Raw genomic sequence first — 17,278 nt, 5'->3', positions numbered from 1 at the left:
TGTAGGATTGTTGTAGGCAAAATGGCAACTATCAATATTGTACTTCGCAAGGAAAAGAAAAAGGATGGTACCTTTCCCCTTGCCATTCGCATTACCAAAGATCGTAAATCTTCTTATATCTATTTCGATTACAGTATAAAGTCTGATGATTGGGACGCCGATAAACAGCGCGTCAAAAAATCATATCCGAACAGCACCTGGCTTAACAACTTTTTGTCAACCAAAAAGCTGGAAGCAGAAAAACAGGCCATAGAACTCGAAACGCAGAAATCACATGTCTCATCCCATGCCGTTCGGCAAAGGATCAAACCATCCACAGGATCAACTTTCTTTGCCCAGGCTGATCTGTATCTGCAACGTCTGAAAGAGGCTGGCAAATACAATCAGTACACGGCTGACAAGCCGCGCGTCAAGCACTTTAAAGAATTTATAAAACAGGATATTGCCTTACCGGAAATCACCGTTGCGGTGCTGGAACGGTTCAAAGGTCATATCCGTACGAAACTCAATCTTTCAGAACGATCGGCTATCAACCACATCGTCATGATGCGCTCGGTCTTTAGTCACGCTATTAAAGAAGGTGCGGTTGACGAGAAGTTTTATCCATTTGGCAAAGGAAAAATGAAGATCAAGTTTCCTGACTCGTCCAAGGTCGGCCTGAATCAAGATGAGTTAGAACGTCTTGAAACAGTTTCTCTCGAAGGCCAGCCGCACCATGTACGGAACCTTTGGCTATTCTCTTACTACTTGGCCGGGGTGCGGATCAGCGATGTGTTGCGTCTGCGATGGAGCGACTTCCAAAACGACCGGCTGCATTACGAGATGGGCAAGAACAATAAAGGCGGCTCGCTCAAGGTGCCGGACAAGGCACTTCAGATCACGGCGCAATACAAGGCATTTCAGCGCAATAAGGATGACTTGGTCTTTCCTGAACTTAAAGATGTCAACCTTGACGACAAGTTCATTACGGAACGTACGATTGCCTTCAAGACCAGTGCTATCGATAAATGTTTGAAGAAGTATGTAGCACCTGCCGCCGGAATCGAAAAGACGCTAACCATGCATATTGCCCGTCATTCGTTCGCCCAAAACGCTGGCGACAAGATACCGTTGCAAAGGGTGCATTTCAAATTGTCGCTACGCGGCCATTGCGTAATTGAAGGGTTCGATATGTTTTCTAACCAACTCCCAGCGTTCGCTCATAAAGCAAGTGCGTAGATTTAGCACATGTTGAGCACCGGCCACACTCCAGCGTTGGCCCGATCGCTTCAGCCTTTTTTGGACCACCGTCCGGTGGGCTGATTCAATGGCTCCCGAACCGATTAACAGACCCCGCTTTTGATAACCCGCATAGTCCATCCGGTCGCGATTGGACTCCAGATAAGAACAAACTGAATCCCGTAAGCTCCTCTTCTTCTAGCTAGCTAGTAGGGATGAACTAAAGGACTTACCGGTGGCGCAAAGTATGAGCCGCAAGGGAAATTGCTGGGATAATGCGGTTGCTGAGAGTTTTTTTAAGACCCTCAAGTGCGAGATGGTCAATCATACTTATTTTGCCACGCGGGCAGCGGCTCGGTTGGCTACTTTCGAGTATATCGAGGGATGGTACAACCGCCGACGGAAGCATTCAGTATTGAATTACCGCACGCCCAGTCAACAGGAATCTTATTTTTACACTTCCTCAATGGCCGCCTAAAAAATCTCCACTATACTGTTGCAAGTCCAACCCGCTGATGTCCAGGCCGGAATCCATACGGTATTACAGCGACGATTGGCCCAATATGCCCACTACTATCCGTTGATTGATCAGAGCCAGGCCTTGAGCGTCTGCCCAATTATCCATGCGCCGGAGTGGATGATCTGGATTGGTTTGAAGGCGCAGTACCAGGAAGATGAGCTAGGTCCTATTCTATTTATTTACGAGTTAGAGGAACTCACCAAAGCCGAAGCGGAGCAGTCGTTAGCGCAGATGAAGTTGATGGCGAATCGACTGAATCCATGTTAAGAGCCCTATCTATTCTTCTTGAATAACCGCCAACCGCTTGCTTATTTACGCCCCTAACTAAGGGGTCTATTAGTTTCCCAATTGGTATTTTTTTCTTCCACCATTAGCTATGAGACCAGACAGCCCGATTCGAAGCGGTTATGACCACATGTGGTCGATAGGTAAGCCGGATTTGCTGCGCAATGATATTGATGGTGATCCTGTTCCCGATGCAACCAGCAAACGTTGGGGGGTGAGTGCTATTTTGCGCTTACCGGCCCCATTTGGGGAATCCTTAGACGGCCTACTGACCCAGTTACGGGCCTATACGGGTGAGGGACATACGTTCTATAACCCGATGACGTTCCACATTACGCTTCGATCCATCGAGTATTTTCGAGAACCGATTACCCCGGATGATCGGTGGGTCAACATCTACCGTCAACTGATGAGACAGCTTACACCGAATGCGCTGGACTTGTCGATCCGCTTTGCTGGCTTATCGGCCAACCGGGTAGGCGTTATCCTGCAAGGCTTTCCGGCCACTGATCAACTTCAGGCGTTGCGTGAGCAGTTTCACGAGCTTTTAGCTCATCATGAGCTTTTACAGGGACCTGAGCAGAACCAGCCCCGGATCAACGCTCACGCCAGCCTGATCGTCTATGGCACTTCCCGACTAGCTAAACCCGAAGCCTTAGTGGATTATATCGAGCAGCATCGTTCCACAGACTACGGTCAGGTCAATCCCATCTCGCTGGAGTTAGTGCGCTACGAAAAGCGCCCTGAGTCGGTTACTATTGTGACGCTGGAACGACTAACTCTAACTTGATGGGTTATCAAGAATCTACTTTTGTTACTGGCTTAGGCATTAGATGACTATTGCATTCGTTTTACGAATCGCCCTATTTACGAACCCCAGAATCAGCGTTCTCCAAAAGAGCTTTTTACGAAACGCCGTAGCCGTAAACCTTAACTAACAGATAAGATTCTTTTTGATCGGACGCAACCATCTACTGTAATAGGGCATCAACCTAGTGGTCATCTCACGTCGGCCCCAATCGTCGATTTCAACCTGTACTACACCCAATGTCAAAGAACGTGTTTTGCCTAATTGGCTTTATCCTGGCCAAGTTCGTTTTGCAATATCTTCTCTTGAGCCCTGAGTATGATTTACAGCGGGATGAATATTTGCATCTGGACCAAGCTAACCATCTGGACTGGGGATACGTATCGGTGCCGCCAGTTACCGCCTGGATTGCCTTAATCAGTAAGTGGCTTGGCAATGCACCGTTGATTATTCGCTTTTTCCCCGCCTTCTTTGGCGCCTTGACCCTGCTGGTGGTATGGAAAACAGTCGAAGCCCTGAAAGGTAACTTGTTTGCCTGTGTGCTGGCAGCCACGGGGGTTTTGTTTTCCGGGTTATTACGATTGAACCAGCTTCTTCAACCCAATTCGTTGGATGTGTTATGCTGGACAAGCTTGTATTTTGTCTGGATTAAGTACATCCAGTCCAACGACAAAAAGTGGATGTACTGGTTTTGGGTTGCCGTTGCCATCGGATTTCTCAATAAATACAATATTGTTTTTCTGCTCGTTGGCTTGCTACCCGCCATCCTCCTTACGCCACAACGGGCTTTGTTGCTGAATCGCCAGCTTTATCTGGTGTTACTGCTTGGCTTGCTGCTGATTTTACCCAACTTGATCTGGCAATGCGTACATGGGTTTCCGGTGTTTCATCATATGAAATTACTCGCTCAAACTCAGCTGATTCATGTGAGTCGGCTCCATTTTCTGAAGCAGCAGCTCTTGTTCTTTATGGGTTCCCTACTGATCATAGCGGCCGGATTATACAGTCTTCTCGTTTATACGCCTTTCAAAGACTACCGCGCTTTCGGTTATGCCTTCGTTTTTACGCTAGCGACATTCATCTTGCTGAGAGCCAAAGATTACTACGCCATTGGTATTTACCCTGTTTACATAGCCTTTGGCGCCGTTTACTTGACGGTTAACATCCAATCAACGTGGGGGCGGGCTGCGTTACTAGCTCTTCCCATGCTTTGTTTTATTCCTGTGTATCAGGTAGCGTTTCCCAACAGATCCCCTCAGGAAATTGCCGATCATCCCGAGCGGTATAAGCCGTGGGGCCTCTTGCGCTGGGAAGATGGCCAAGACCATCCAGTACCCCAGGATTTTGCGGATATGCTAGGCTGGCAGGAATTAGCCGCAAAAGTGGATACCGCGTATTGCCATCTTGCCGATCCGGCGCATACGTTGGTCCTTTGTGATAATTACGGGCAGGCTGGCGCGATTAATTATTACACCAGTCAGAACATCAACGCTGTTGCTTTTAACGCGGATTATTTAGACTGGTTTGATCTCACCAAAACGTATAGGCATCTCATCCGGGTTAAAGAAGCTCAGGCAATTGGGGATGAGCTTGAAGAGACAGGTGCTTTATTTAGGGCTGGCTATATCGAGGATTCGATCAGAAGTCCATATGCCCGGGAGCGGGGAACCACCGTTTTTGTGTTTCAGGATGCGAAAGTGAATATTACTAGTCGGCTCGCCAGAGAGATTGCAGAAGAACATTGGTAATAATCAGTTCATTGAGATGAGTAATCTAAAATGAGGATTTTAGGAAACACTGATTTTTATTTGCTGCCCAGCCCCCCAGCCCTACTAGTTGATGACTATAACCCCTTCTTTGCTCGGCTCAAGGTTAACGAAAGCTGGCCAGCATGATGCGCGGTGTGAAACAGCACATGACTAAATAAACGCGCTCGGGAAACCGTACCGAAGAAAGGCGTCTCGATGGTATCATGCCAGGCTTCATCAGGGGTCGTCTCGACATAAGCCTCAAACATCGCATAGCCAGCGGCTATTAACTCTTGACTAGGTTTGATATCCTGCCCTTGGCCCTTATCGAGTTCGCCCATGGTCGTATTTTGAATCTCAACGGGCAGACCAAAGAACAAGCCAAACAAATTCATCATCTCGCCCACATGCCGATAAATGAACCCGATCGAAGCCGTTTCGTCATTGAGTCGAAGAGGGAGGTTCTCGACGGTAATTTGATCGAACGCAAACGAACAAGTTGTTCGGTTTTGGGCTAACATATCTAAGAGTACGGCTTTCTGCATCGTTCGGAATAAGATAAGGAGGACTACCCAGGCAAAGTTAGCCGTCTTTCACTACTTAAAAGAGAAACGTAGTAGTTAGCTACTTAGAACGGTTTGGTCGTGTATACGTGGTATTATATCAGCATATTTTGAGATTAATTACACTAACAATTATATACCGTTTCGTGCTGAACTCTCGCCAGCCATCATATAGGACGCTCCCAGCTAGAAGGCGGCCCCATACCCAGGAAAAAAAACAAAAATAACCTCTCTTGCCAACCCTTGGCCTTACTTTGCGGTCATCCCCATGAATTAAGGTAAAGCCCCTACAATCGTTATGAGAAACCCCTACCGCTTATTGTTGACTAGTTTGCTCTTGGTGAGCCACCTAAGCCTATTCGCCCAGACCAAATCCTGGCAGATCGGCCTCCAGGTCGGGCTTAATCTGTCCGCTCTCCAGCTGGCTGACCCAGCCATTCCTCCTGGTCGCGCCAAGTTCGGGCTTCATCTGGGGGCCACCCTAAGCTACTTTCTGAAAGCCAATCTGTTTCTGCAATCGGGCCTCAGTCTGACCAGCAAGGGCATGACGATGAGCGGCACTTCGTCGCTGGGCTTTGGCGATAATTTTGTGCTACCCGGTCGGCAGACCCGTCTGGTTAGTCAGCAGTGGTATGCTCAGCTGCCCCTGTATTTGGGCTATACGCTGCCGCTGGGATCGACGACCAAACTAGTGCTCCACGCGGGGCCTTACGTAGCGTACGGTTTAGGGGGCAAAACCCAGCTAACCGGCGACATTATCTACGGGGACATGATTGAGTATAGCACCTGGCAAGAGCCCACCTTCGGGGAGCGGGGGTTACAGCGGCTGGACGTGGGGCTGGGGGCTGGGGTGGGTCTTGAGCTGGGTCGAGCGACGCTGGGCTTGAGCTATGAAGCGGGTCTGCGCGACATTGGCCCTAGCCCCCTCGCTTACATTCCTTTTTACGCGGGTAGCTACAAAAACCGGCTGGTGGCCTTGTCTGTTGCTCACCGGCTCTAGTCACCGATGGTCAAGTATTCACAGAGTATCTTCGTCAAATGAGCATTTTGTGAGAATGTTCAATTTCATGATAGCAATCTAATAATCCACAGGTTCCGCCCTGGTGTACCGACCAACTCGATCTATTCGTAGCTTCCACAGCTCACCCGAAGAATTTTATAATCAAGCTGGTAAACCACTACACATTTTTGTTCTGGCCCAGGCTTGGAAAGCTATTTTATTTAGATCTATCAAAAACAGATCTTCTGGTATTATTTTTGGGCTGCGATTAGCACTAGTGCTCGTATTACATGAAAAAAGCGGTTCCTTTTAGTCTATTTGCCCTACTATTTTATCATACGCTGGCGTATATGCTGGCGTGTGTTACTAGTTGGTGGCAGGCAGAACAGGATTTATCGGAGCGGCTGATCGTGTATCGGGCAACGGATAGTCTGATTGAATTTCAGGTCCCACTCAAGAATAAGTCTGATGAGGCCTATGCCATCGCTCGAAATACAGAAGAAGGATTTAGTCATCAAGGCCATTTCTACGATGTCGTAAGCCTGGAAATTCGTAACGATACGCTTTTCATCGCTGGATTAGAGATTAAGCGCAAGCAAAAGACGTTTGGTCAGGCTGATTTGCTGGCCTTTCTCAACCACCATATTGAGGGAATGGCTGACTCTCAAAGGAAAGCCAATAAGTTCCTCAAACTTCTTTTGACGGAATACTCGCTGACTCCACGAGCTAATTTTTGTTTTCTGACACTGGGACAACACGAAACCAGCCACTTACCAACCGGACAGCCCAGTCTATCTTCGCGGCCCTATCCGGTTCATTCGCCACCGCCCGAAGCCTAAGCCATTTTTCTGGTAACAAATTAGCTCAGACCGGGGCCCAAGCGTATTGCCTTGTCGTATCCATTGGCGTAGCTCACCGCTACCTTCGATACCGCATGCCTCTTTCTTTTCCAGTAGGAATCATTCTGACCAAGGTAATCCGTTGGTAAAGAGGCCATCTGTGCTGCTATTCGCCCTAACGGGAAACCAGCTTTGGCCAAATCAACCAATATCAAGCATTTCTTACATTCATGAAAAAACACAGTTTACACCTATATACGAACATCCCCAGACGGCTCGTCGTGGGACTATTGGGCGCTATTGCTCTCCTTCAACCCGTATCCGACGCTATCGGTCAAACCAAAGCCACTGACGACTCCTTACGCTCCCATACCCTCAGTCCTGTTACGGTGAAAGGGGCTCGCGCTATTGTCGTTGAAACGTTGCCCGAAATACATGGGACCTACCTGATGGGGGGCAAGCGCAGTGAAGTCATTCGGCTCTCCGAAATTGATGCAAACATTGCCGAGAAAAATCCCCGGCAGATTTTTGCCCGCATTCCCGGCGTATTTGTCTACGACATGGACGGAACAGGTAATCAGATCAATGTGTCTACCCGTGGACTAGATCCGCACCGATCCTGGGAAAATAACATTCGCCTGAACGGGGTCATCACCAACTCCGATATGTATGGATACCCGGCCAGTCACTATTCGCCCCCCATGGAAAGCATGGAGCGTATTGAATTTGTGCGGGGTATGGGCTCGCTTCAGTATGGTGCACAATTTGGAGGAATGCTAAATTATATCACCAAAAAAGCGGATACAACACGCCGTTTCGCCTTTGAGACAATTAACTCGGTGGGGTCATATGGGCTGCGGAGCACCTACAATGCGATTGGTGGACGGATTGGCAAATGGACCTACTACGCTTACTATTACCGGCGGCATTCGGATGGCTATCGCCAGAATAGTAACTCAGATTCACAGGCTCAGTTTGGTTCGTTGCAGTTTCAGGCCTCGAAATGGGTGAGCCTAACGGCAGAACTGGGTCGTTCGACGTACACTTATCACATTCCTGGTCCACTCACCGATGCGATGTTTGCCCAAGATTCGCGCCAATCGACCCGTAGCCGAAACTATTTCAACCCGGACATTTATATCCCATCGGTAAAATTGAACTGGAAAATCTCTGATCGGACTAGTGTACTGTGGACAAATTCAGCCGTGTTGGGTGCTCGCAACAGTGTTCAGTTGGATGCGTTTGCGACCGTTCCTGATACGATCAGCCGGGTAACGGGTCAGTACCGAAATCGTCAAGTCGATATTGACAACTTCAACAGCTATACGACGGAAGCTAGATTGTTGCATCAATACAAGCTGGGTGGTATTAATGGTGCTTTAGCGGCTGGTGTTCAACTCATGAGCACTGATCTGCACCGTCGGCAACTTGGCGTGGGCACAACGGGTAGTGAGTTCGATTTGAGCCTGACGGCTCCCTTCAAACGGGACCTGCATTATCGGACAAAGAACTTCGCAGCTTTTGCCGAAAATCACTTCTATCTAACCGATCGTCTGACGGTGTCGCCGGGTATTCGGGTTGAACGTGGTACGACCGAGATGCGGGGTACGATCTCCTATTATGATAATGCCAACCTGCCTCGGGATATCAGCCACCATTTTGCGTTGTTGGGTATCAATGGCCAGTACAAACTATCGAATGAGGTGAAACTCTACGGCGGCTGGGCGCAAGCGTATCGTCCTGTTGTGTTTAAAGATATTATTCCAGCCTCGGTGTATGAACGGGTCGACAACAATTTGAAAGATGCCTATGGCTACAATGCTGAGATTGGCCTGGAAGGGCGCTGGCAGGGCATCCATGTAAATGTGACCCTCTTTGATCTGCTGTATCGCAATCGATTGGGCACAGTACTACTGACCAACCCGGATGGCGATGGGGTGAATTACGTTCTTCGGACCAATATCGGCGATAGCCGGAGCACGGGGGTTGAAGCGTTGCTGGAAACCCAGCTATTTCGTTCCGAAAAACTGCTAATCAGTGGGTTTACCTCAACAGCCTTTAACAACGCTCGTTATATCGCTGGTCGCGTTTCGGCCGGAACGGAAAACCGGAACGTGACGGGTAATCAGGTGGAGTCGGCTCCACGTTGGACGTCTCGTAATGGTCTGACAGCTCGTTACGGAGGGGCTAGTTTGACCCTCCAGTACAGCTATGTAGCCCAAACGTTTTCCGATGCATTGAATACCGCTGTTCCTTCAGCCAATGGGGCGGTCGGTCCGGTACCTGCCTATAGCCTGGTGGATCTGAATGGCACCTGGCGCATCAAACGGCTGCTCACCCTTCGTGGTAGCATCAATAATCTGTTCAATCAGCAGTATTTCACTAAGCGCCCTACATTCTATCCAGGTCCTGGGGTTTGGCCATCGGATGGTCGGAGTGCTCAACTCACCGTTGGGCTTACTCTCTAATGGAAAGTAGAGTCAGTCACATTTGGGCAGACTAGCTGAGATGAGTTACGTTCCTAAAATAAACCAACAAGCCAACTCATTTAGGGTTGGCTTGTTGGTTTTCGGTTTAGAGGTAATTCCTTTACTTGAGATCAACCTTTACCCGCTTATAGAGAAACACCGTGTCAATTGTGGGATTACCCAATGCTGGTAAAAATGAGACTCTAAGGTCAAGTTTTCCCCTTAATGATCGTTCCTGTAGACCGTGGTCAGCCGCCCAGGTTCGTAAATCTTGGGCCGAGAAACGGCCAATTTGGGCCGCCAGTGTCTTTTCTCCATTTTTGGGCATTCCTGGGTACGAGGGGACGAAATCAGTCGTTTGACGTACCCTCTGTCGGAATAAACAGGAGGTGGAACACGGGTAGAATCAGCCAACATGAACAGATACGAGCCCGTGGCCGCAACAGGCTTATTCGCGGTGTCGGCTAACACCAGATAGATCAAAAGTGAATCCGGACTTGGTTTATAGATCGCTACGTCTTTGATCTGAGAGACTAGGTTTTGAGGCAGCTGTTTTTTTTTGCAGGCGCAAAAAAGGAGGCTAGCCAGCAGGAAAAGATAGACGTATCGCATTAGGGGTTGATCATTGGGACTAGCAAAAATAAGCTTTCAAACATCACAATTGAGACTAGCATGAACTACTACCGCTGTCATGGCGTCCGGCGCAACTTACCCTCAATACCGAGTCTGCCTATCAATCAGGGGGGACTTCCTAATGGGAGGAATTATGCCGGGCCGCGGGGGCGGTCGCTTCGGCGCTCCGATTCAAACCGCTCCAGCGGCCTGGCGCAACGGCGGATCGTGAAATTTTTAGTTGCACTAATTAGATTGTTGTCTCAGGCTGAGGAGCATTTAATGAGAATAAGTGGCTAAAAAATCAGTTTAAAGGAGACAGGCTATGTCAAGTCGAGCCTGACTTAGCCCGCTACAAACAACTCCTGCTTAATCAATTAATTTGTCCCAATGCGTGGCTACTAGATGCCGCAAAAAGCTAATATACACGTTTCGGTGTGAGGGCTGGCTAAAGCCGTAAAATTGGTCATGAGTCCTATGGAAGCTCATATAAAACAGCCAAAAGCCCAGCGATAAATAAGGGACTAGGGCCAGTTCCTGGTCACTAATCGAACTGAATTCACCGTAACCCTCCAGAAAAATAGCATAGGCCTCATTACAAGCTTGCTGGCTCATCCGACCGGCGTATACCCCCAAGGCCAGATGTTGCCAAAACGACATAATATCATTGACCAACCAACCGTAGCCCATAAAATCAAAGTCAAATAAGGTCACTGAGTCTCCGTCAAAATGAACGTTCTTGGGTAAGAAGTCAAAATGGCAATAGCCGGTCAGGAAACCAGTAGTATTGATGTGTGACAACTTTTCACTTAGGTAGTTGGCTTGGTTTTGCAACCAGGCGTAGCTTTCCTGGTCAGCGCTAAAGGTGGCTTGCAAGCGTTCAAGAGGTTGAAAAAGGGTCGTGTCCAGATCAAAAACCCACCGCTCTCCGGGCAGTGTGAGCGTCGATGAAACCCGGTGAAAGCGCGCCATTTCCCGGCCCAATGAGCGGAGCTGATCGGGTGTCAATATACTGGCTGGCTGGCCAGGAGCATAGCTAAAAAGGACGGCCTGTCGTTGTCCCTCGATGGCGGTAATGGTCTGAATGGTCCCTCCTGTACGATCAACGATAGGATAAGACACCGATACGCCAGCCTGCTTGAGTGCGAGCAGCAACGCCACTTCGGCTTGGATGTGTGCTAGACTTCGATGGGAAGATCGGTAAATCCGTAGGATGAATTGATCCTGTGCTGATTCAACCAAATAGGTGTCGCCCACTCCCCGAACTAGGAAGGCACATCGCACATTTTCTAGTTCATAGGTTTTGGCTAATAAAGTAGCTAGGGCGGTGGAACTGAGAGTCGAATAAGTAGCGGGGAAGGTAGCGCTCATAGTTGCAAGATATATGTTTGTGTCTAGGAATGCGGGTCTGCTGTTATAATTCCCTTCTCTGACCTTAATTATCCGTCTCTCTGAATGCCCCATTTCTGAAGCATATGGATTGGGCAGCCTTCAGTTTCCTTCTGCCAGGCTACGTATCATTATACCCTTGCTAGCTTTGAGACGTTGTCTGAATCAAGGGAATAGGCCCAACCGGTAGGCTATAGCCTACATCCACCAATAGTTTCATCAACGCTTGATTGATGTAGTAATTACTAAGCCCAATCTTCTGTTTATGCAAAAAGCCCTGCTCGCTCAGTAAGTCCAGATAGCGAGTGGCCGTCAGGCGCGTCACGTGCAAGTCTGCCATCAGAAAATCAATCTTGGTGTAAGGATGCTGAAACAAGTTGTTGAGCAAGTCCTGACTGTAGAGTTTGGGCAACCGCTGCCGCAGCGTGTGCTTGTAGTGCAGCATCCGCTCTCGAATAGCCTCTACCAGCACAATGGTTTGTCGGGCCGTTTGTACTACCCCACCCAGCATATACAGTAGCCAGCCCTCCCAATCCTGTTAGTCGCATACGGCTTGTAGCAGAAGTCGACTTATGTTTAGTTGGGCTGGTTCGAAAACCACAATCACGTGACTCGATCTCTTGCATTTTTACTGCATGATTTGATGCCGTAGTCAAACTCTTGTTCGTTCCTGTGCGTTATAACTGAACTAATGTTATATATTAGGGAAAATGTTCAGTTTAATATCACCCCCATGGTACATACTCGAATCCAGTCGGCCAGGTCCCGCCAGGGACAGGCTATCATTCCTCAGGCCCAGCGCAAAGCCTCTCGGGCGTTAGTTGATGAGGTAGCCGACCTGAGCGGACTCACCAAAAAAGAAATGGCGACCCTGATCGGGTTAACCGAACGGGCCTTGTACAAAACAACAACTGGCGATTTCTCGGTACTGATTTCAGAACATTTATTCCGGCTCAAAGCCTTGTTTGAACACGGATTAGCAGTGTTTGACCAGCATAAAAAAACCTTAACCAGATGGCTGAAGACCCCACTGGCGGAACTGGCCACCCCAGAAACAGGCTTTGATCCCCTCCTTCAATCAATAGCGGCCAGGCCACTGAACGAAATCAGTCAGACTACCGGCCCCTACGACCTGATTGCGGCCGCTAACCAACGGGAAGCGGAGTTTACCGCCGAGCGGACCAGCTCCGAGTCCGTAGCGTATCCTACGCCCCTGTCGTTGCTCAATACGGCGACGGGTATTGGGCTGGTGGATGATGTTTTTACCCGCATCGAATACGGAGTATTTAGCTGATGGATGTCTACAGAATTCTGAAAGAACCGCATTGGCATGACCCCCTGACAGTAGTGGGAGCGGAGAAAGCCCCCGGCCGTTGGAACCCCAGAGAGCAGGGAATCCTGTATACGGGCTCCTCACCCGCTTTAACCCTGCTGGAAATTATGGTCCACCTACCCGAGGTAGCCTATGAGGCCCTACCCGCCCTGCGCCTGTTTACACTGCGCCTACCCGAGAATGCCTTGCGCTGGATCAACCCCCAAGCCCTGCCACCGGGCTGGGACCAACCCCAGGCGTTAGCCGTCACACAAACGTTTTTTGCCGAGTGGCTGGAAAAGCCCACTGAGTTAGGGTTGGCCGTTCCCTCGGCCGTGTTGCCAATCTCCTACAATTACCTGCTACACCCTAATCACGCTCAGTTTGGGGATATACAGATCATTGGCCAGGTGAACCTACGGCTCGAACGCCGACTTTGGAAACGGTAGGGGTAAGGCTTACTGATCATTCATCCCTGAGATGAGCGAGAAGCATTTAGAAGGGCATAACCAAACAAGCATATGTACGGCCCGCTCCGGCGTACCGGCTGCCGATAAATCTTTCATTGATGTAGCGATTAATGCATCGGGCCGCTTCTGCTTAAACTACAAAGTTTTCGTCTCGCATTGGAGCGTTTTTCTGAGAAATAAATCGTCTTAGCCCCTATCTTGAAAAAAGTCTTTTTTGCGATATTATATGCAATTTGATCAGAAAGAATCTTCAAAGGAGAACAAAAGTGCGCAGAGTTGAATGCAAGATTACTTCTTCTGCCCAAACTGCTTACGGTACGCTATTGGTGTCAGTCTGAATTCTTTTCTGAATAAGCGAATAAAAGCGCTCTCGTTCTCAAAGCCACATTGGGGAACGATGTTGGCTACGGTGGCATCTGATTTTTTTAGTAGTAAAGATGCTTTCTTTAGTCGTAGTCGCGTGAGGTATTGCAGGGGTGTCAGTTCATAGGCACTGCGGAAGAGGCGGATGAAATGATAGGGGGAGAGGTGGGCTAAATCAGCCAGTTGAGCGATGGTGATTTTTTCTTGTGGATATTTGGTCATGTAGGCCAAGGCGAGTTTCAGTTTTTTATGCAGGTCTTTTTGGGTGGCCTCCTGCGTGGCCGCTATTTGGTTGCCCGTTTGGTATTGAGCTAACTCAAACCAAGGCTTCTTTGGCCGCGTGGAAGGATAGCCGTTTTTTTCGCGGAAGGCTTTGCGCTCGGGGGTGAAGTCCCACCAATTGAGTTTACTGTTTGGGTGGTTGGCAAAATGTACGACCAGCCGAAACTGATCTTCAACACAGGGATCGGTCCATACCCCTTTTTCCAATTCGTATTGATCAGTGAGCTTTGCGGGGTCCTTTCCTTTCAGCTCGTGTAGGGAATAATAGCCCATCCAGATCAGGTCATGCGCGAAGCGTATGCCGACTGAGGGAAGACTTTGAAACTCAGATAACGCAAACAGCTCCATCGCCCTGATTTTTGAGGTAACAAGCAACGTCTGCAATACCTCTATGTTGTGCAGGTGCATTTCACTCTTTTTGATTTTCAGCGCGCGCAGCTTTTTCACTTCTGCGGGTGTTACTTTCAGTGGATTGAGCTCCTCTTTAGTCATGTTCGGCAAAAGTTAGCCGGTAATTATTGTTGTCGCAGAGCGAAAATTCAGTAGCCCCGTAAAACGTTTTCTCCAGACCGGTGAGCACGGTTACGCGTTCGTTGATATAGGCATAATACTGACGGATGTTATCCACAGTGATGTACAACAAAAGCGACCCTCCGTCGGCACGATTCACCATCGGGTGCTGGCCTTCAATGCTGGCAAAGCTCTGAAACATGAACGTGACACTTCCGTTCGTCATCATGGCAAATACCTTTTCGCCTTCGGCAGCAGTCACTTCATCCGTTATTGTAAAGCCAAGTTTGGTGTAAAAGGTGATGGTTGCTTGTAAGTCATTGACGAAGATGTTTGGCGAGATGGATTTCATAAATTGAACGCGTTGATAGTTTGTTTAAAAGTAGGGGAAAGGTGAAAGCGGAAATGTGCGGAAATTGCTAAAGTGAATTATGAGACAAGCGTTTTCTGCGACTTTATAGCGAATGACTACAACATCTTTTTTGATACAAGCTACAGGGCTTATGACGTGACGATTTAGATAGTTTAGCGGCACTCCCCTCTTAGCCGCACTTAAAAAGACCACATTTGAATTTTTAACGCAAAATCATTTATCTTTGCCTCATGAATTCCTTGATCCGCTTTACGGCTAGCTGGTGGCGCTCTTTCACAACCCGATACTGTGAACCAGCTTGGCGTGCCTTCTAATCCCGGATCATTTCCACGGCATTGGGCTCTCTGTTCACAGGGAGCCTTTTTTATTGCCCCAAACTCTAATCAATCTCCTTTTATGACGTATCAGGTTAACGCCGATGGCTTTTATGGCCCCTTTGGCGGCACGTATGTTCCCGAAGTCCTCTACCCCAATATCGAGGAACTTCAAGCCCACTATCGAGCCATCTTAAGTTCGGCTGGCTTTAAACAAACCTTTCAGACCCTCTTGGAGCAGTACGTGGGCCGACCCACCCCCTTGTACGAAGCCCACCGATTATCCAAACGCTATAACGCCCGAATCTTTCTCAAACGCGAGGACCTATGCCATACCGGCTCGCACAAAATCAATAACACGCTGGGCCAAATTCTACTGGCCAAACAGCTGGGCAAAAAACGAATCATTGCCGAAACCGGGGCGGGCTCCCATGGGGTCGCCACGGCCACCATTTGTGCCTTACTCGATTTGCCCTGCGTCATTTACATGGGCGAAGTAGATATGCTCCGACAGTCGACCAACGTAGAGCGGATGCGCTTACTGGGGGCCACCGTGCGGGCCGCTCAATCGGGGAGCCGGACCTTAAAAGAGGCCGTCAATGAGGCCTTTCGAGCCTGGATTAATGACCCTGAGGAGACTTACTATGTGCTGGGATCGGTGTTCGGTCCCCATCCCTATCCGGATATGGTGGCCCAGTTCCAGTCGGTGATTAGCCAGGAAATCAGTTGGCAGCTTCCGGCGTTAACCCACCAAACCTTCCCCGATTATGTGGTCGCTTGCGTGGGCGGGGGCAGTAATGCCATCGGCAGCTTTTATCACTTTCTGGATCAACCCTTGGTGCAGTTAATTGCGGCCGAAGCCGCCGGGCAGGGCCTTGACTCGGGTCAGTCGGCGGCGGCTACGTTTCTGGGTCGGCCGGGCATCTTGCACGGGACCAAAACCTTGTTCATGCAAACGACTCAGGGCCAGGTGGTGGAAGCCCATTCGGTTTCGGCCGGCTTAGATTATCCGGGTATCGGTCCTCAACTGGCTCATTTACACCAGCAGGGCCGCGTCGAGTTTAAAGCCGTTACCGACCAGCAGGCTTTGGAAGCCGCTTTATCGGTAACCCGCTTAGAAGGCCTTATTCCCGCCTTAGAATCGGCGCATGCCCTGGCCGCCTTAGAGCAACTTTCGTTGCAGCCCGAACAACTGGTGGTGGTCTGCCTGTCGGGTCGAGGGGATAAAGACTTAACCACGTATTTTAACTATCAAGCTTCTCAATCAAAGCCATGAACCCGCTTTTGTCAACCAATCGCTTAGTCCAACTCTTTACGCAACCCCGCCCCTTAGTGAGCCTCTATATCACGGCCGGGTATCCCCAGCTGGACGATACGGTTCCCTTATTGACTCACCTGCAAGCCAGCGGCATCGATTTTGTGGAGATCGGCCTGCCCTTTTCGGACTCGCTCTTGGATGGGCCTATCGTTCAACGTAGCCATCAGGTAGCCTTAGCCAATGGCATGAGCCTGGATGTGTTATTCGACCAATTAGCCTCAATGGGTCCCTCGGTCTGCTTGCCTTTGGTGTTTTTTGGGGCGTTGAATCCGGTGTACCAATATGGCTTTGAGCGGTTCTGTCAACGCTGTGAGCAGGTGGGCATTGCGGGTGTTTTATTGCCGGAGCTGCCCTTATCAGATTACCAGCAGCACTATAAACCTTATTATGAACAGTATAATCTAGCCCCTGTTTTTATGATTGGCCCGGGTACGAGTCAGAAGCGGTTGTGGGAAATTGATAAGGAAGGCTGTGGCTTTCTGTATGTGATGTCATCCAATTCGACCACTGGCGGCACTAAGCGTTTGGCTGAGAGCGAATCGTATCTGGCGCGGTTAGCGGAGCTAGGCCTCCAAACGCCCACTGCCGTTGGGATCAATATCAGCCAGCGAGCAGACGTCGAATTGGTTCATCGCTACAGTCAGGGTGCTATTATTGGTTCCGCCTTTATTCGACTCTTGCAGAACGGCATCGATCAGGAATTAATAACTCAGTTTAGTGCGGAGTTAACCTCCATTGAGTAAGTGTCCGGGTTTGGGACGCCTACCTTCTGTTGGCTAGTCTTCTTGATGACTTTTCGCTGAATCGTTTTACTTTAAGATCTCACAAATGGCCGCGTTGGCGTCTGACCCAACCCCAATCATTTGATAAACCTATACATGCATGG

Annotated in this window: 17 protein-coding genes and 2 pseudogenes; 12 read left to right on the top strand and 7 right to left on the bottom strand. The window is 49.2% G+C overall.

What is annotated here, in order from left to right; all coding sequences use genetic code 11:
- Positions 1-21: 21 nt before the first annotated feature.
- Positions 22-1,218: a site-specific integrase gene (locus tag CWM47_RS35550; RefSeq protein WP_100993233.1), complete on the top strand. Its 1,197-nt coding sequence runs from the start codon at positions 22-24 to the stop codon at positions 1,216-1,218.
- Here the strand turns inward: CWM47_RS35550 and CWM47_RS35545 are convergent.
- Positions 1,138-1,407, bottom strand: a pseudogene (locus tag CWM47_RS35545) (ISLre2-like element ISRsl1 family transposase); the annotation flags it as partial. The gene CWM47_RS35550 and the pseudogene CWM47_RS35545 overlap by 81 nt on opposite strands.
- Before the next feature lie 52 nt (positions 1,408-1,459).
- Between CWM47_RS35545 and CWM47_RS35540 the strand changes: the two are divergent.
- The 4 genes and pseudogenes from CWM47_RS35540 to CWM47_RS35525 form a co-directional block, all read left to right on the top strand.
- A pseudogene (locus CWM47_RS35540) lies at positions 1,460-1,696 on the top strand (integrase core domain-containing protein); the annotation flags it as partial.
- Between the two features lie 18 nt (positions 1,697-1,714).
- Positions 1,715-2,005, top strand: a complete 291-nt coding sequence (locus tag CWM47_RS35535) for a hypothetical protein (RefSeq protein WP_100993232.1) — start codon at positions 1,715-1,717, stop codon at positions 2,003-2,005.
- Positions 2,006-2,114: 109 nt separating this feature from the next.
- Complete coding sequence (locus CWM47_RS35530) at positions 2,115-2,813, top strand: hypothetical protein (RefSeq protein WP_157816168.1); 699 nt, start codon at positions 2,115-2,117, stop codon at positions 2,811-2,813.
- A 257-nt stretch (positions 2,814-3,070) separates the two neighbouring features.
- Positions 3,071-4,579, top strand: a complete 1,509-nt coding sequence (locus CWM47_RS35525; protein ID WP_100993230.1) for an ArnT family glycosyltransferase — start codon at positions 3,071-3,073, stop codon at positions 4,577-4,579.
- A gap of 95 nt (positions 4,580-4,674) precedes the next feature.
- On the opposite strand, the gene CWM47_RS35520 is transcribed toward CWM47_RS35525, so the two are convergent.
- Positions 4,675-5,124, bottom strand: coding sequence for a DinB family protein (locus CWM47_RS35520; protein WP_100993229.1), 450 nt, complete (start codon positions 5,122-5,124; stop codon positions 4,675-4,677).
- A gap of 316 nt (positions 5,125-5,440) precedes the next feature.
- On the opposite strand from CWM47_RS35520, the gene CWM47_RS35515 reads away from it, so the two are divergent.
- From CWM47_RS35515 to CWM47_RS35500, 3 genes are all read left to right on the top strand, one after another.
- A complete protein-coding gene (locus tag CWM47_RS35515) occupies positions 5,441-6,142 on the top strand; it encodes a porin family protein (RefSeq protein WP_100993228.1) in 702 nt (233 codons plus the stop codon).
- A 290-nt stretch (positions 6,143-6,432) separates the two neighbouring features.
- Positions 6,433-6,981 carry a hypothetical protein gene (locus CWM47_RS35510; RefSeq protein WP_100993227.1) on the top strand — a complete coding sequence of 183 codons (549 nt, stop codon included), beginning with the start codon at positions 6,433-6,435 and terminating at the stop codon, positions 6,979-6,981.
- 230 nt (positions 6,982-7,211) lie between these two features.
- Positions 7,212-9,449, top strand: a complete 2,238-nt coding sequence (locus tag CWM47_RS35500) for a TonB-dependent receptor family protein (protein WP_100993225.1) — start codon at positions 7,212-7,214, stop codon at positions 9,447-9,449.
- Positions 9,450-9,671: 222 nt separating this feature from the next.
- Here the strand turns inward: CWM47_RS35500 and CWM47_RS35495 are convergent, their stop codons facing one another.
- From CWM47_RS35495 to CWM47_RS35485, 3 genes are all read right to left on the bottom strand, one after another.
- Positions 9,672-10,061 (bottom strand): hypothetical protein, encoded by a 390-nt coding sequence (locus tag CWM47_RS35495; RefSeq protein ID WP_100993224.1) that lies wholly within the window; start codon positions 10,059-10,061, stop codon positions 9,672-9,674.
- Between the two features lie 369 nt (positions 10,062-10,430).
- On the bottom strand, positions 10,431-11,432 hold the full coding sequence (locus tag CWM47_RS35490; RefSeq protein ID WP_157816167.1) for a phosphotransferase enzyme family protein: 1,002 nt from the start codon (positions 11,430-11,432) through the stop codon (positions 10,431-10,433).
- Between the two features lie 160 nt (positions 11,433-11,592).
- Entirely contained in the window at positions 11,593-11,961 is a 369-nt protein-coding gene (locus CWM47_RS35485) for a Fic family protein (protein ID WP_206170574.1), read from the bottom strand.
- A gap of 222 nt (positions 11,962-12,183) precedes the next feature.
- Between CWM47_RS35485 and CWM47_RS35480 the strand changes: the two genes are divergently transcribed.
- Both CWM47_RS35480 and CWM47_RS35475 read left to right on the top strand, forming a co-directional pair.
- Positions 12,184-12,744 carry an antitoxin Xre-like helix-turn-helix domain-containing protein gene (locus CWM47_RS35480; RefSeq protein WP_100994177.1) on the top strand — a complete coding sequence of 187 codons (561 nt, stop codon included), beginning with the start codon at positions 12,184-12,186 and terminating at the stop codon, positions 12,742-12,744.
- A complete protein-coding gene (locus CWM47_RS35475; protein WP_100993222.1) occupies positions 12,744-13,211 on the top strand; it encodes an RES family NAD+ phosphorylase in 468 nt (155 codons plus the stop codon). The genes CWM47_RS35480 and CWM47_RS35475 overlap by 1 nt, the downstream gene beginning before the upstream one ends.
- Positions 13,212-13,520: 309 nt before the next feature.
- Here CWM47_RS35475 and CWM47_RS35470 read toward each other — a convergent pair whose 3' ends face one another.
- Entirely contained in the window at positions 13,521-14,369 is an 849-nt protein-coding gene (locus CWM47_RS35470) for a helix-hairpin-helix domain-containing protein (protein ID WP_100993221.1), read from the bottom strand.
- Complete coding sequence (locus CWM47_RS35465; protein WP_100993220.1) at positions 14,362-14,739, bottom strand: VOC family protein; 378 nt, start codon at positions 14,737-14,739, stop codon at positions 14,362-14,364. Before CWM47_RS35465 ends, CWM47_RS35470 begins: the two co-directional genes overlap by 8 nt.
- 417 nt (positions 14,740-15,156) lie before the next feature.
- Between CWM47_RS35465 and trpB the strand changes: the two genes are divergently transcribed.
- Together trpB and trpA are read left to right on the top strand one after the other, a co-directional pair.
- The gene (gene trpB, locus CWM47_RS35460) at positions 15,157-16,350 is read left to right on the top strand and encodes a tryptophan synthase subunit beta (RefSeq protein WP_100993219.1); all 1,194 of its coding nucleotides are present in this window, start codon (positions 15,157-15,159) and stop codon (positions 16,348-16,350) included.
- Positions 16,347-17,135: a tryptophan synthase subunit alpha gene (gene trpA, locus CWM47_RS35455; protein ID WP_100993218.1), complete on the top strand. Its 789-nt coding sequence runs from the start codon at positions 16,347-16,349 to the stop codon at positions 17,133-17,135. The genes trpB and trpA overlap by 4 nt, the downstream gene beginning before the upstream one ends.
- Positions 17,136-17,278: the final 143 nt, after the last annotated feature.

The organism is Spirosoma pollinicola, from assembly GCF_002831565.1.
Taxonomy (GTDB): domain Bacteria; phylum Bacteroidota; class Bacteroidia; order Cytophagales; family Spirosomataceae; genus Spirosoma; species Spirosoma pollinicola.
Note: the sequence above shows the minus strand (reverse complement) of the source record. Positions and strands in the feature narration are given on the sequence as shown.

What these genes read in the sequence shown, in the direction of transcription:
- CWM47_RS35550 (WP_100993233.1), top strand. Translation starts at nt 22, where the DNA reads ATGGCAACTATCAATATTGTACTTCGCAAGGAAAAGAAAAAGGATGGT.
- CWM47_RS35530 (WP_157816168.1), top strand. Translation starts at nt 2,115, where the DNA reads ATGAGACCAGACAGCCCGATTCGAAGCGGTTATGACCACATGTGGTCG.
- CWM47_RS35525 (WP_100993230.1), top strand. Translation starts at nt 3,071, where the DNA reads ATGTCAAAGAACGTGTTTTGCCTAATTGGCTTTATCCTGGCCAAGTTC.
- CWM47_RS35520 (WP_100993229.1), bottom strand. Translation starts at nt 5,124, where the DNA reads ATGCAGAAAGCCGTACTCTTAGATATGTTAGCCCAAAACCGAACAACT.
- CWM47_RS35515 (WP_100993228.1), top strand. Translation starts at nt 5,441, where the DNA reads ATGAGAAACCCCTACCGCTTATTGTTGACTAGTTTGCTCTTGGTGAGC.
- CWM47_RS35510 (WP_100993227.1), top strand. Translation starts at nt 6,433, where the DNA reads ATGAAAAAAGCGGTTCCTTTTAGTCTATTTGCCCTACTATTTTATCAT.
- CWM47_RS35500 (WP_100993225.1), top strand. Translation starts at nt 7,212, where the DNA reads ATGAAAAAACACAGTTTACACCTATATACGAACATCCCCAGACGGCTC.
- CWM47_RS35495 (WP_100993224.1), bottom strand. Translation starts at nt 10,061, where the DNA reads ATGCGATACGTCTATCTTTTCCTGCTGGCTAGCCTCCTTTTTTGCGCC.
- CWM47_RS35490 (WP_157816167.1), bottom strand. Translation starts at nt 11,432, where the DNA reads ATGAGCGCTACCTTCCCCGCTACTTATTCGACTCTCAGTTCCACCGCC.
- CWM47_RS35485 (WP_206170574.1), bottom strand. Translation starts at nt 11,961, where the DNA reads ATGCTGGGTGGGGTAGTACAAACGGCCCGACAAACCATTGTGCTGGTA.
- CWM47_RS35480 (WP_100994177.1), top strand. Translation starts at nt 12,184, where the DNA reads ATGGTACATACTCGAATCCAGTCGGCCAGGTCCCGCCAGGGACAGGCT.
- CWM47_RS35475 (WP_100993222.1), top strand. Translation starts at nt 12,744, where the DNA reads ATGGATGTCTACAGAATTCTGAAAGAACCGCATTGGCATGACCCCCTG.
- CWM47_RS35470 (WP_100993221.1), bottom strand. Translation starts at nt 14,369, where the DNA reads ATGACTAAAGAGGAGCTCAATCCACTGAAAGTAACACCCGCAGAAGTG.
- CWM47_RS35465 (WP_100993220.1), bottom strand. Translation starts at nt 14,739, where the DNA reads ATGAAATCCATCTCGCCAAACATCTTCGTCAATGACTTACAAGCAACC.
- trpB (WP_100993219.1), top strand. Translation starts at nt 15,157, where the DNA reads ATGACGTATCAGGTTAACGCCGATGGCTTTTATGGCCCCTTTGGCGGC.
- trpA (WP_100993218.1), top strand. Translation starts at nt 16,347, where the DNA reads ATGAACCCGCTTTTGTCAACCAATCGCTTAGTCCAACTCTTTACGCAA.